Source organism: Polaribacter sp. HaHaR_3_91, from assembly GCF_019278525.1.
Taxonomy (GTDB): domain Bacteria; phylum Bacteroidota; class Bacteroidia; order Flavobacteriales; family Flavobacteriaceae; genus Polaribacter.
On record NZ_CP058986.1, the window covers coordinates 3,747,222 to 3,762,220 of the forward strand.

Genomic DNA, 14,999 nt, shown 5'->3' on the forward strand with positions numbered 1-14,999 from the left:
TATCTGCATAGTTTAATTAATCTTCAATACTTATATTATAAATAATATCATGGTCTGCATCTTTTCTAATTTCAAATACCTGATTTTCCATTTTCATGTCTACAGATTTTAACCATTCTTTTGGTTTAAAACCATGAGCAATACCACCGTCTATTCTTATATTAAAGGAACTATTGTTTGATATAAACTCAAAATATCTATAATGTGGTAATTTATATTCTTGTTTATAATTAACACTAAATTCAAAGTTGGATGAAATTTCTTTTAAGTCATACACATAATCATCCAAGTCTTTATAATTGTGAACAATATGTTCTGGATATTTAAAACTCCTAAAATCTGATTTAGATAAATGGACGGTTAATTCTGAGATATCAATTGGCCACAGCTCTTTTATTTGGTTTATAAATTGTAGCATTAACCTCAACGAAAATTCAGATTGGTTGTACTTATCGAAATATGATACTTTATAAGTTTGACTTGCTATTTTTGAAAGTAATTCTTTATCGTCTTTTAAGTTCGACGTCATTAATTTCACCAAATCATTACTCATACTACTTCTTGGGATACTGCCTTTAATTCTAGATTCATAAAAATTACCTGAAGCTAATTCTGGCAATGGTAATGAAAGGTATTCCAGTTCCTTAAATCCCTCTACCTTAAAAAAGTTTTCGATTACATTTTTAGACCAATCATTCTCCAAGTTCATATATGGCTCTTTTGACACATAACATATCCGTTTGCCATTTTCTAATAGCAAAGATAGATGAATAGCATATTGATCTATACTTCTATTTTTCCCTTTTTTAATTCTATAATTATGAGATAATAATATTACCGTTAACTTATCTTGATTATTGTCGTACTTTAGGTTTCCTTCGACAATAAAATTAATCTTACAGTTATCTCTTTTTAACAAGTCAAAACTTTCTAAATTTCCCCATTCCCATTCACTGCAGACTGAGTGAATATGAATGTTTACTTCTTTTATGCCGTAATGGTAATTTTGACTTTTCATTTCATCATGGAGAGTACCAAATATCGAATTTATAGATAATTCATTGTCTTTTAGTATTTCGGGAAGCTGATTTGTTTTTGCTTTTTGCAACCATAATACCGCTGCTGCGCTATCTAAATCTTCAATATGCCATTGTGTAGTTCTATCTACTAAACATTTGGTACATCCTGTCTGATTACAACTACAATTGTTTAATACATTATAAGAGTTTTCAAGTATTTTCTTTGTAAATAAATTGAATTGTGAGGCATAACCCGCTCCACCTTTTGCACTATCATATATAAATATGGTTAGGTAACCTTTATACTTTTTTATTCCAAAACCAAGTTCAGACTCCTCAATGGCTAGATACTCAGAGAGAGACTTAGTAAAAATAACCCCCAAAGTATAGGCTAGTTTTTTATCATTAATAAAAGATCCGTCTGTATTTGTTAAGCGAATTTCAGTAAAATCAGTTTTAAACCTACTTCCTAAAATAATATTAGGGTGCACATGCTTTGCCGAGCATAGATTTTCTCCATCATCATTTTTCCCACCACGTAGCCTTCTGTGTCCTAATAATCTATCATGGTCGGTCTCAACTCTTCCGCAATCTAAACACAAACTATAACCTTCTCCATTACCAGTATTGTAAAATAAAATTTGAGCCTGCTTTTCTCTTTCACTAGTTCTAAAATCTAAATAACCTGTTTGATTTGGATTCCAAGGATCTATATTTAATAGTAGAGGTTCTAAGTATTGTGGCTTCGATTTTTCAGAAACAACTCTTGTTGGCTCTCTGTATAGATCTACAGCGAATCCTACTGGTTCAATAAGTTCTGTAAACTTACTCGTTGTAGTTCCCAAATCAATTCCTACAAAAGACTGTTGCGAATTGCATTTAGGACAGTCGTCAGTAACCTTATCGCAACTCTCTAAAAGTCTTTGATACCCACATGAAGTACAGGATTGAATTGCATTTTTTTGGCCAGAATCTCCGTGATTGTTCTTCATAACAATTCCAGCAGACTGATAATTTAACCCATCGATTAAAATATTGTTTCCTGGAGAGAATTCGGTTAATGCCCTTGTAATTGGATAACTAGGGTTTTCTGTAAATCTGTTTGGATTTTTAACATTTAACTCTTTGATGGATATTTTTTCAAAATCTACAATTCCCGTTGGCAATCCCGCATTGGGTAAAAAGTTTTCTTCAGCCAAATGACTTAATACAAATTTCTGAAGAAGTTGCCCTTTACGATATTTTATTGTTTTGTATGCTGGACTGTTTTCACCCAGCCCTTTAGCAAGTTCAGCCATTTTTTTATTATATCCATCTACCTGTAACCTAATGTTTAACACAATTGCTCTAAAATTGTCGATAACACCTAAAACAAGTTGATCATATGGGGTTGATTTTAAAGGAGTTCCTTGAATCAAAGTACGAAAAGCATCTTCAAATTCAGAAACCTCAGTATTTTCTAACCAACTTAAGAAATTCTCACCAATTGTGGGTTTTCCATCAAAAAAGAAAGTTTCAATATTTTCTTTGATGTTAAGACCTTTAAAATCGTTAACCTCCTCTCTAATGTATAGCCCAAACAATAGTGAATTTATATGTCGTTCCACAATTGTTTTACTATCAAAGGATAAGTTAGGGGGTGCTATTTCATGCTCCAATGCCCATTTAGGGTTATTCATTGTACGAAGTCCAACTGGATTTGGAGAGCAAAAAGTTAAGGCTAAAGATTTGTTTTCAGAACGCCTTCCTGCACGACCAGCTCTTTGTAAATAATTTGCTGGCATAGGAGGCACATTGCTCATTACAACTGCAGAAATACCTCCAATATCTACACCCATTTCCATGGTTGTAGAGCAACTTAATATATTTATTTCACCGTTTTCGAACTGTTCCTCTAATTGTTTTAATCGTTTTTTATTTTGTTGGGCAGAATGCTCTCCTGCCAAATACAGTTTGTCAAAATCAAATACTTTCTCATAAAGATTATTCCATAAACCTTTTTCTTTGGCTACATTACTATTTTCAACTAACCACTCCTCAACCGTTTCTTTTTCCACTTTCTCATTTTCTGAATTTAAATGAAATGGATAATCGAAAGTTTTAAATTGATGATTCTTCTTCTCTAAAATTTTATAAATTGAGAGATTCTCAGCAGTAAGATTCCCTTTTATCCAAGGTGAATAACCCCTAAAGCATTTATCAATTAATCTATTTGAGACAGGGCATAAAAACTGACTTCCTCCAATTTCTAAGGCAGTTTTTTCTTCAAAATTTAGTTTAAACCCATCCTTGTCCTGAGTAAGAATCTTACTCCTTAAAACGCGCCAAATAGTTTCTAACAAATCGTTTAATTGATCTTCATTAGTTGGCGATATGTCTTCTTTTGAGTCCCATCCTAGTCCAGCACATAAAAGTAAAATCAAGCGTGGCTGAGTAATTCCATTGGGGTTATATACTGGCCATTTGGAGACATTTTCTATTTCTGTATTTGAAGGAAATATTGATTGAGGGTGGTAAAATTTTGAGGAAAACACTCTCATTTTATCATCAAAGAAAATATGGATATTCTTGCGCACGATATAATCTGCTGCAATCTTTAATAAATCAGACCATTCTTCTTTATTAATTTTTAAAGTTTTAGCTATTGTAGGTAGAACTTGATTTTCGAGATCCGGGTAAACAATGTTTAGAAGACCTAAATTCTCTAAAGATCTTTCTCTTTGTAATCTCCTTGAAAATTGATCAAAAATGAGTGATTTGGCATAGGTCTCTCCATGAATAATAAAATTTTCACCTTTAGCGGCTTTTTTAAAAAGTGTTTTAAATTCTTCCTTAGTGGTTATACTATTTACAATTTCTTTCCATTTAGTTCTACTTGAAGAGAGAGACAGACCTCCTTCTTGATCTATCTTATCATTGAGTACATTAATTTTTTTCTGAATGTCTTCTATAGCGAATGGCGGAGCGTTTTCTAGCAGTGATACCTCATATGCTCTCCTTTGTAAAAGTTCTTCGATACTCAAAGATTCTTGATTCTCATTTAATTTTTTTAATAGTAGATGATAAGATTGATAACGAAACCAATTTCTTTCACTGTCAATATTAATCAATGCAGATATCTTTGCCGTCCCTTGTCTACTATCCGTAAATGAAATATACTTTTTCCCTTTATAGAGTGTCTTATTTGTGATTTTTTTTGCGTCCTGTGTTTGATCTAAAACGACATCAGACAGGATTCGGTTTGTAAATGCAGAAGAAATTCTATAATGAATTGGATTTTTATTATTGTTACCACAAGAAGGACATTGTGTGTCTTCAAGCATTAGTAAATCCTTCCCTGAAATTATTTCATTGTCTTTTGAAATACTACAAGGCTCTAAATCTGCATCTTTGAATACTTGGTTAGGGTTGTTTTTTAGAAATCGTACTGCAGTATCATTTACACTTATTTTGTTCTCGTCATTTCCTTCCTCGTCATTCTCAATATGAAAAGCCTCATAACCAATACTCGTTTTTTGATATACTTTACGTACATTTTTTTCATTAATTTTCTCTTTATGAAGTTCTCCTTCTAACATCATTGTTCCACAACTCCTACAGGATATTAATTCTAACAACGGATGACCACAGGTGCATTTTTTGCCAGCGACGGTGACCAAAGAACCAATTACCTTTGATGGTTTTTGTTCTTTGTGCTTATCACATAGTGAATTTGAGCAAGCATAAACACCTCCTATTCCTCTTGTAAAAAAATGACCTCTTAAAGGCAAAAGATTATGACCATTAATTTTTTGTTCTGCAAGTGTATCCATTGCTGCTAATTGCTCATACTTATCAGAAATTCCAAGTTTTTGTCCTATTTCTGATTGACTTATAGCTGCGGTATTTAATAAGCTTGACCTTAAACTTGTAATGTTTTCTTTAGTTAAAACATTAGATAAATCAGTGATATTTTCATCTTCAATCTGATCAATGACTCTATCTCCTTGAATTACGACTATCTGACTTTGCTGTATTCCACATAAATCGGCCATAAATGCTTTAAGGATATCTGTATTCCCATTACCAACAGTTGCAGATGTAATGGCAAAACGTATATCGTTTATGTTCACAGAAAAAGCGTTAACAACTCTTCGAATGAGAAGAGCTATCTCAGTGGCCTTAGAACCAGTTAGAGTATGCGCTTCATCTAATAAGATCCAGCGCAATGTTCCTTCAGACTTTTCAAGTATTGGTACATCTGCATTTCTTACGAGCATGTATTCTAACATTGTAGGATTTGTGAACAATATTTGCGGTGGAGATTTTCTTATTTGCTCTCTAGAAATTAGCTCAGGAAAAGCTTTCTGGTTTTCTGTGTGCTTTGATGTGCGCAAAGTATCTCCTGTTAACAAGGCATATTTTACTCCATCCAAGGCAGAGCACCAAGCGTGCATCCTCTTTCTTTGACTACCTATTAAGGCATTTAAAGGGTACAAGAAAATAGCATTGATTCCTTCTTTATTTTTACAGTTTTCATGAATATCATGTAAAACAGGTAACATAAAACACTCTGTTTTACCAGAACCAGTACCAGTAGTAACAGCAATTGATTTTTTTTGATTTAGGAGTATTTCCCAACTTTTTAATTGGTGCTTATAAGGTTTTCTATCAATTGGAAATTGAAATTCTTTGTCTTTGATTGTTGCCAAAGCATTTATAAATTCTTTTTGAAAAACATTGGAAGTTTCTCCAAAAGAAAGGTTTCCTTGTTCCCATGGAAATGTGTTTTGGAAAATTGTTTCTGCAATAATAGGTTCTTGCGTAAACAAGTATTTAAAATAATCTTGCATTTCCTTATTTCCAGTTGCCCATAGAGAAATTATAGCATCTGTTAATCTATTTTCTGTTTTTGTGTAAAATTCTTGAAAATTCATATTCTTAGCTATTTTTTAAAGCGTAGGCTAGTAGTTTGTTGTAAAAAGTTTGATTTATGTATTGACTATACTGAATATTTCTACGTATCATCTCTCTAAATTCATCTCCTCCCCAAATAGAGGTTTTATCCTGAAGGTTATTGATTGATTCAGCAACGGCAATGGGAGCATTTAATAAAAGTTTTATGGGTTTATGTTCATTAATTGGAATATTTCTTTGGCTATTTATTTTAGGGCTACCATATGGAAGTTCTCGTAATACCCTTACACCTAAACTTGCTCTAAGATTCATTATTTGACTGTATGTAATTTTTTTAGGATTAATATTATTACCAGTAACGTAGTTTAGTACTTCTTGTAAATCATTGAATTCCATATATGATTTTAGCAAACCCAAATTACGTATATAATGTTCTATACCAAATTCTTCATTTAAAACATTAAGTGCTGAATCCCAATGCTCTTTTTGTATCCAATGAAAGCAAAACCCAAGATCCTTTTCCATTTCTGGAATCGATTTTTGAATATACTCATCTGTATCAAATTGATTTCTTCCAATCAAGAAAAAGGCTTTTGCCGCTACTTCAGAGTTTCTGGAAATAGCTCTTAATTGATCAAATGTTGAAAAAGGGATTTCATGATCTATACAAATTTTGAAACAGGAGACTAATTGTGTCCATAAACTATTTGTGAAACCAGATTCTAAAAGTCTATTTGAATAAAGTTCAATTCGCTCAAGTTTATCCAATCCTTCAAAATTTTCATCTGTATTTACATATCTTGGCATCAATCGTTTTAATTCACTTTTAGAAGAAATGACTATAAATTGTTTCGCTTCTTCAGTAGCGGGAAGTTCATAGTTAGATTCGTTTTTAACCAAAGGGATCAATTCCATGTCCAAAGAATTATCATTAAGTGGAATTGCAAACAAATCTGGAGCATGGATTGATGGTTCTACCGTGACCTTGCGGTCAAATTGTTCATCAACATTTAGATTATAACTAAAACCTGAAACCTCATATATTCTAGAAGTTCTACCTTCGATTAATTCTATTCTCACTTTATTGTGATGGTTCATTGCATCTTCTAGATAATACAATCTTTTGATTTCATTAATAAATGTAATTAATGGTTGCGAAGAAGATTTGATTTCTTTCGTTATAATTACATCTTCTTTGAATTTGTTCTTAATTTTAAGAATAGTCTCAGAATTGGCTGCGGAAAGAATTCTTAATCCATATAGATCGGAAATAGTTAATTTGGCATCTGTAGAAATAATTCCACCTTCCTTATCAAGCAATGCAATACCTTCCAATGGAGATGCTAATTCAAAGAAAAGTCTCTTTTCATTTTCATACCTCAATGAACCATAAACTCCTTTTGGTACTTTGGAAAACTTTGTATTCACATTTAAAGCAAACCCCAATTGATTTTTTTCAATTTTCAAGATATCATCTTCTTTCAATTCAATTTCAAAAGACCCTTTGTTTTCAACAATAATATTTGATTTTGAAATGGATTTTGAAGTATATCTAAATCTAAGATTGCCTAAGTTATATATTGTATCATATGCCACAAGGCCATTTCTTTCAATTTTTAAGTCAATACAACCTTCTTCAAGAATTCTTGCAGTGTTCAGTTCTTGCCATCCTTTATAGGATTTATGTTTTTTTATTGAAACTTTATATTTTCTTGCCTCAAGAATATTATTGTTTTCATCATAAACAATAACTTTTGGCTTTTTGTTTACTATTGGCATATTAGCCTTTAGTATCCAGTTTGGTTTTTGACTAATTACTGTCCAGTCAAAAGATGAAACATCACTTAAATATCTTCTAGTTTCCAATGTATTGCTAAGTTCCACTTTACCCTCAAACTCGAGCCAAGACATTGTATTGTCATAAAAATTAATAGTTTGTGGTTTTATGTCGCTATTCCAATCTTCTGGAAATAAAACGGCTGCTTCATTGTTAGAAGTTCCATTTCCTTTTATCAACCTCCATTCATTGGCTGAATATCGAGACCAAAGACTTGGTTGATGTCTATTAGGTACGATTTGAATGAAATCGTTTACTTCTACTTTATGTCCATCCTCTTCTATTATGTAGGTATGCGGTAAATTACTTTCGAAGTCCCATTTTTGATCTTGTTGTTGGAACCAATCTGTTTTATAGTAACCATTACTGAGTTTTTGAAAAACACAAATTAGTTCGTCATTTATAAACAATTCATATTTTCTTGAGTTGAGTTTTTCAAAGCCCAATATGTTTGCGAGTGCAGTAGAGGTATATTTTGGTAGCAACCCAACTCTTAGGTTTATTTCTATTGTATCATTTTTAAAACGTAGGAGCCAATAGTTCTTTGGCTTTGAGATTCTTTCTTTTTTTATAAGAGAATTAGATCTAATCTTTAAGGCCCTTGAAATTTCTTTTAAAGATTCACTAGTTCCTAATAACTCATCATAGGTATCGTCATTATCTAGAATAGATTTTACAATTTCAAAACAGTTTTCATAAATAATATCGTTCTGGCTAGATTTCGGAAGATATTTGATAATATGTGGCATATAGACAATATCATCAACAGTTTCAGGTTGCTCTTCAAGTACCGCTAAGAGAAAGTTTTTATATGCCCCATGATTTTTAGAGATATGAGTTAATGGCAATCCTCCCTGAAGTAATAAGGATTTAAAATATAAAGTGTTTTGTTTTTTAATCCATTTCACTCCAAGTAATTCAGCTCCTTTTCTTGCTGTTTTGTAGAATTCTTGTGGGGTAAAATAAACTCTAATATTACCTTCGAGCGATTCAAAAACTTCTTGTTTACTTGGTATACCTCCATTATAATTTCTTTTCCACCATTGTGCATAGTAGAGCGCAACATCTCTTGGATCTAGATTATATCTAGAAGTATATTGAAACGTCTTTTTTAATTCAATTAATTCTTCACTAGTAAGAAGGTACTTCCAGAATGGTCTGCCATCATGTTTTTTTAAATTTCGATTTTGAAGTAATGTAGGGAAAAAGTTCATAGCGGTTTTTTTAGAATGTTAGATACGACAAAGTTAAATTCTAACTATGCGATATAACAGCATAGTTTATCAAGTGTAATATTCTTTCATTGATTCTACATGTTCTTTCATTTCTTTTTTTAAACTTTTGGGTTCAATTACTTCTACATCATGACCGAATGATAAAATTTGCTGCACCAACTCTTTATTTATTATTGTTTCAAACCAAACTTGGTCTTGTTTATTTTCTTCAAAAAACTCTTCAAAATCTGATTGAAATGGTTTTGTCTTAAAATAGTTTTCTCGTCCATTATAAAAACGTAACACTACTTTTACGATTTCAGCATCTTTAGGTCTTACTACACCTACCATCGTTCTAAAAAAGGTTTCCCAGTCAACGTCTGTCTCTACATAAATAGCATCTTCAAGAACATCAAATTTGATTAATCTATCATCTAAAGGGATGCTCCATTCTTTAATTACGCTGGTATTATTTAAACCAAAAACAAACCACCTATTATTGTACTGCTTTATAATATGTGGATGAAATTCAAAAGTTGAAGTCACTGTATCTTGAAAACCCTGAAAAGTTATTTGTAATACTTGTTTTTTCTTAATGGCAAGGTATAATGGCTTTAAAAAGCTAATTCCTTTATACTCTTCATTTATATCGTAAAATAATATTTTTGAAGTATCACTTAATTCATCTTCACCATCTTGAAATTTTATTAAAGCTTCTGAAAGTTTATTGTACTTTGGATGGTTCTCAAATCTTTCTAATAATTGCTGAGCAGCATCAATTAAATATTGCTCGTACTCTAATAATGGTTTTTGTGCAATTGAAAAATTTGGATTTGTATATTGAAGAATTCTAATTTTATCTGGAAGTGGTGCTCCAAAACCATTTTTTTTATCTCTAAAAACTTTGATATCGTCTCTTAAAGTTCTTATCGAAATATCTTCTCCAGGATATAAATCTGCTATTTTATAATTTACATACTCTAACAACTCATTGAAAGTAAATGATTTGTTACGCAAGCAATAGTCTAGAATATTATATCTTAGATGTGCATGTTTGCTATTTGCCATTCAATTTTATTTTTATTATTCCCAATTGATTTAATAAAGAATTCCAAGTCCCTCTTATTTTGTAGTGAAGAGCCTTATAAAATTTATTTTATACTAAAAAACGAATTAAATCACCTTTTTTTGAGCTTTCTTGGAGAAACCTAAAGTTCGACTTTAACCTCATAACTACTTTTTCTTTTTTGAACTTTAAAAATAGCCAAATGAATTGGAATAGTATTATGGATTTCCGTAATTCTATCATAAAAAGCCCTCTAGATAATAACTTGTTTTAAATTACACCACAACCCCCAAAATCAAATCGAAATAAAGAAATCTCCCAAATAATTAGGTGATAAATTATTAATTTTATGAAAGCATTTTAAATTAGACTCAATTATGCGTTAATCATACGTATAATTAACGCAAAATGGTTTCTATTCTATTTTTTCAAGGTGATTTACCTACAAATCAACACCAAAAACTTTTTCCAATAAATAATTACGAGACTCTTCATCTGTAATTAAATATTTCTTTTTTGTAGATTCCTTTTCAATTGTATTGATTTCTTTTTTGATCATCGAAAAATTATCAACAACAAAAGAACGGATATTAACTTCTATTTTTATCTCACCATTTTCATCAGGAAAAGTTTCTGCAAGATCTTTTTGATGCTGTTCGTATAGATCTGCCTGCAATTTAAAATAGGTAATGTATTTTTTATAAAATTCATTCGTTCCATTTTCTACCTCTTTAACCATCTCATCACACCAACACTTCATTCCAAGTAAATGGTTTAGATAATTATTGTATAAAAAATTAAACTGCGCCTCCTTTAATGTTGCATAATAATCTACTAAATCAAAAAGATTCGCTCTTAACTCACCACCTTTTCTCAACATCTCCATGGTATCATCCTGCACATCGACATAACTAACAACCTCTTTAGCTTTGGCAACAATTAACCGATCAAACAACCATTCGGTGTTTTTCTTTTGCTCGTCATCAACTTCGTCCTCTACTAAACTTTTAGAAACATACAATAAAAGAGGGTAAGAAGCCCTATCCCTTAACTCGTTATAAATTTCGTGTTGCTTTGGTTGTTTTTCTGACATTTATTCAAATAATTTAGAGTAATCTTCTGGTAATTCCGCATCAATATCTCGTAAATACTTTTCTAACGAAACCATAGAAGTATGCCCTGTAATTAACATCAAACTACTTTTCGCTTCAAAAGGAGTTGCTTTTTCTCTTAATTTTCGATACAATTTAGAAATAAATGTATGTCTAAAACTATAAATCCCATGATCTTCTGTCAAACCAAATTGCTCTTTTACAACACTTGAAAAGCGTTTAGAAAAATGATCTCTTCTATTAATCTCTTTCGCATCCCAAAAAGCACCTATTGTTTTAGGGGTAAACAAATATGATTCTTTATCTAATTCTGATAAATCTGGTAATACTTCCCATAAGATATCAGGAATTATTTTTGTTTTCTTAGCACTCGTTTTTGCTTTATACTGAATCCTTCTTTCCTCAATATTAATGTCTTTTATTTTTATTCTACAAACTTCAATAGGTCTTATAAAACAATAAGACACAAACTTTATAAATAACAATAAATGAGGATCTTCTTTTTCTAAATATTTAAATATCTTTTTTTGTTCTTCTAAAGAGTATGTTTTATGTCTTTTAGGTTTTGATGCTAAAATTGGTATGGATTGAATATAGTTTTCATCCACCAATTCATTGTCTTTTAATACCTGAAACAAACTCCCTAACTCTGTTCTATAATTATTTCTACTTCTTGCACTTGTTCTTAAAAGAATGGTATTTAAATACTCTATTATATCTTTTCTATCAATACTTTTTACATGCTTCTTATCAGGATAATTTACCTCCATCCACGCAATAAACTTATTACTCTTTCTTCTATAGTCACTAATCGTCCTTTCACTTACTTCCTTTTCTTTTAATTCTAAGGCAAGATCAAAAGCTTTTGTAATAGAAATTACATCATTTTTAACTTTTGCAATTGTTTTATTATCATTTGCAATTGTTTTATTATCATCAGCAATTGTTTTATCGTCATTTGTAATGCTTTTCTCTTCCTTAGCAATGCTTTTCGTTTTACCGCCGCCACTTTCTACTCCTAAAACAATTGCATGTTCGTCTATAGCTTCTTTTACTGCAGACTTTATAGCATCATTTAAATAACTTGGGACTCCCTCTTCTTTTAAAACTTCTTCTTTAGCTTTTTTCTTCGGTGCTTCTTTCAAAAAAGGATCTTTCAATTTTTGATGTAAAATAGTATTATCTTCAAACGGATTAAATCCTTTCTTCAATAAAAAAAGTAAATTTTTTCTGTATGAAGTTAAAATAGTCAACCGTGCTTCTTTGGTTTTGTAATTGTTCACTTTTCCGTAAATATTCCCCATACGTTTCATTTTTCCTGTTTCTGGATCTTTAAATGAAAAATACACATACCAACGCTTGGAGAGGTTTCCATTTGCAGTATAAATTTTTGGGGGTGAAAAAAGTGGTAAAACTTTTGAATCGTGTTCCAAATCGTGTTCAATTTTGGAAGTAAAGGTAATGAATTCGAGAATTGATTGCATAAAAAAACAGTTTAGCGAACTAAACTGTTGTTTTATACTGATTTAAAGTAGTAGCGGGAACTGGACTCGAACCAGTGACCTTCGGGTTATGAGTTTGACAAAAACCCCATAAACCATCCTATTTTGATCTAATTTATATAAAATCGTGTACGTTTTCGTGTACGTTGATTAATAATTAATTTAAGTAAAAATAATAAACAAATTTGAGTGACACAAGAATAAAAACTAAAGACTTTTTAAAGTTGTAAACTCTCCTCTATTATATTAAAATAATACTACTCGTTTTAAAAAATAAAAAAATAAAAAAAAGAGCAACAAAAATGAAACAGTCTGTCAACAATAAAAAAAATCTAAGCCTTTAATTCCTAACATTTTTTTCATTAAATTTAAATTTTAAAATAAAGAATGAATATCTTACTTAAGAAAGTCCTGTTTTCTATAAAACTTCAGAATCATTTTTTTTAAATATTAATTCTAAACAAGCGTGATAATAAAAAGTAAAAACTTTTATTATCCGGAATATATAAACGGATAAACAATATATTTGTTTGCATATAACCAGTTACCAAAAATTATGAAAATCATACTGCAAACGATAATGCTTCTGATTTCGATTACAACTTTTTCGCAAGAAAAATTAATCGGAAAATATTGTTCGATTCCACTTGGTGAATCAGATGTAACGTGTATTGATTTCAAAGAAAATAATCAATTTAATTATTTCGTTTCTGGATGTTTAGGAGTTTCGGCAATTGGTAGTGGAAAATTTGAATTGAAAAAGGAAAAACTAAACTTGATTTTTGACAAAGCTGAACAGATTTCAAAAAGTGAAATTAAAATAAGGGAATCTAAAACGGAATCTAATAAAGAAGTTAAACTTGAGTTTAAAGTTAAAGACGAAAATGGAATTGAAATTCCAGCTAATGTTATACGAACATTTGACCGAAAACACTTCTTCTTTGACGAATTAAACAAAGTTTTTATAGTCGATAAAAATAGTCCGAAAGCAAGCTACCGAATTGAATTTATTGGTTATGAAACCCTTGAATTGGAAATTGACAACAGTACTGATAAAATAATTGAAATTGATTTATTTCCTGCTCAAGCAAAGGTCATTTCAGATAAAGAAATTTCTTGGAAATGGGAAAAAGTGAATGAAAATGAATTTAAAACTGGAACAAACATTTGGGACAGATTTAAAAAAGTAAAAAAATAACTTTTGGTAACACCGTATATAATTTATTGCTAGTTCTTGCCTACTTACGAAAATCCTCACGGATTTTCTATTCGGTTTTTATTTGCTAAATTAGGTGTTTAAACACGCAACAAACCATATACAAAACCGTTGTGTGTAATTAACGAAAAAAGATAAAATGAGTATACCAAAAGTGTTTATTTCATATTCCCATGATTCTATGGAACATAAAAAATGGGTTTTAGAATTAGCAATAAGAATGAGAAATAATGGAATTGATGCAATTTTAGATCAATGGAAATTAAATCCAGGAGATGATTTGCCTCATTTTATGGAAACGAATCTTGCAAGTTCGGACTACACTATCATGCTTTGTTCTACAAAATACGTTGAAAAGGCAAATTCAGGTAAAGGAGGAGTTGGTTATGAAAAAATGATTATAACTTCTCAACTGTTGGAAAAAATAGATGAAAATAAAATCATTCCAATAATTAGACAGAGTGGAACACAATCTGTACCTACATTTTTAAAGTCAAAACTTTATATAAACCTTTCGGATTCAAGTGATTTCGAATATGGTTTTGATGAATTAATAAGAACTATTCATCAAAGCCCATTATTTAAGGAACCTGAAATAGGTAATAATCCTTTTAAAGAGGAAAATTTTGAGTTAAAAGAGCTTAAAAATAATGATGGTATTTTAGAATTAATGGATTCAATAGTTAGTGCATATGAAAAAACCATTTATGATTGGGTAGAATTTGAAGATTTATATAGAACTATGACCATGTCGAAAATTTATATGGAAGTTTTGCTTAAACAAGCAATAGAATTGGAATATGTTCTTCAGAATGACAGCAAAGATATTCTACTTACGGATAAAGGAAAATCGTATGCATTAGAAAATAATCTAGTTTAATAACTACACACAACACCGTATAAAAATAATTGCGATTTAGTGCTTAATCAAAGGTCGTTGCGTGTTTGTAACGTCTGATTTTCCTTCGGAAAATCCTCGCATACAAACCCGCAACCATTCTTATACATCAACGTTGGCAACAAGGCTTCCCAATCAAACGGCTGAAATAAAAATATAAAAGTATTTGATTATTTAAAAATTATTTTATATGTTTATGATGTTAAAAATTGCAATTTTACAAAAACCATATATTAAAT

At 30.5% G+C, this 14,999-nt stretch carries 7 protein-coding genes; 2 read left to right on the forward strand and 5 right to left on the reverse strand.

All coding sequences use genetic code 11. From position 1 onward, the window contains the following. Positions 1-16: 16 nt before the first annotated feature. From H0I27_RS15595 to H0I27_RS15615, 5 genes are all read right to left on the reverse strand, one after another. Entirely contained in the window at positions 17-5,935 is a 5,919-nt protein-coding gene (locus tag H0I27_RS15595; RefSeq protein ID WP_218731585.1) for a DEAD/DEAH box helicase, read from the reverse strand. 4 nt (positions 5,936-5,939) lie between these two features. After that, a complete protein-coding gene (locus tag H0I27_RS15600) occupies positions 5,940-8,966 on the reverse strand; it encodes a hypothetical protein (protein ID WP_218731586.1) in 3,027 nt (1,008 codons plus the stop codon). Between the two features lie 69 nt (positions 8,967-9,035). Continuing rightward, complete coding sequence (locus H0I27_RS15605) at positions 9,036-10,034, reverse strand: YafY family protein (protein ID WP_218731588.1); 999 nt, start codon at positions 10,032-10,034, stop codon at positions 9,036-9,038. A gap of 440 nt (positions 10,035-10,474) precedes the next feature. Beyond that, positions 10,475-11,125 (reverse strand): hypothetical protein, encoded by a 651-nt coding sequence (locus H0I27_RS15610; protein ID WP_218731590.1) that lies wholly within the window; start codon positions 11,123-11,125, stop codon positions 10,475-10,477. Then, positions 11,126-12,628: a tyrosine-type recombinase/integrase gene (locus tag H0I27_RS15615; protein ID WP_218731591.1), complete on the reverse strand. Its 1,503-nt coding sequence runs from the start codon at positions 12,626-12,628 to the stop codon at positions 11,126-11,128. A 574-nt stretch (positions 12,629-13,202) separates the two neighbouring features. Here H0I27_RS15615 and H0I27_RS15620 point away from each other — a divergent pair. Both H0I27_RS15620 and H0I27_RS15625 read left to right on the forward strand, forming a co-directional pair. Continuing rightward, a complete protein-coding gene (locus H0I27_RS15620) occupies positions 13,203-13,844 on the forward strand; it encodes a hypothetical protein (RefSeq protein WP_218731592.1) in 642 nt (213 codons plus the stop codon). A gap of 157 nt (positions 13,845-14,001) precedes the next feature. After that, positions 14,002-14,742 carry a toll/interleukin-1 receptor domain-containing protein gene (locus H0I27_RS15625; RefSeq protein ID WP_218731593.1) on the forward strand — a complete coding sequence of 247 codons (741 nt, stop codon included), beginning with the start codon at positions 14,002-14,004 and terminating at the stop codon, positions 14,740-14,742. Positions 14,743-14,999: the final 257 nt, after the last annotated feature.

Bases quoted from the DNA above. Each gene is read 5' to 3' on its own strand.
- H0I27_RS15625 (WP_218731593.1), top strand. From the start codon at position 14,002: ATGAGTATACCAAAAGTGTTTATTTCATATTCCCATGATTCTATGGAA.
- H0I27_RS15595 (WP_218731585.1), bottom strand. From the start codon at position 5,935: ATGAATTTTCAAGAATTTTACACAAAAACAGAAAATAGATTAACAGAT.
- H0I27_RS15600 (WP_218731586.1), bottom strand. From the start codon at position 8,966: ATGAACTTTTTCCCTACATTACTTCAAAATCGAAATTTAAAAAAACAT.
- H0I27_RS15605 (WP_218731588.1), bottom strand. From the start codon at position 10,034: ATGGCAAATAGCAAACATGCACATCTAAGATATAATATTCTAGACTAT.
- H0I27_RS15615 (WP_218731591.1), bottom strand. From the start codon at position 12,628: ATGCAATCAATTCTCGAATTCATTACCTTTACTTCCAAAATTGAACAC.
- H0I27_RS15610 (WP_218731590.1), bottom strand. From the start codon at position 11,125: ATGTCAGAAAAACAACCAAAGCAACACGAAATTTATAACGAGTTAAGG.
- H0I27_RS15620 (WP_218731592.1), top strand. From the start codon at position 13,203: ATGAAAATCATACTGCAAACGATAATGCTTCTGATTTCGATTACAACT.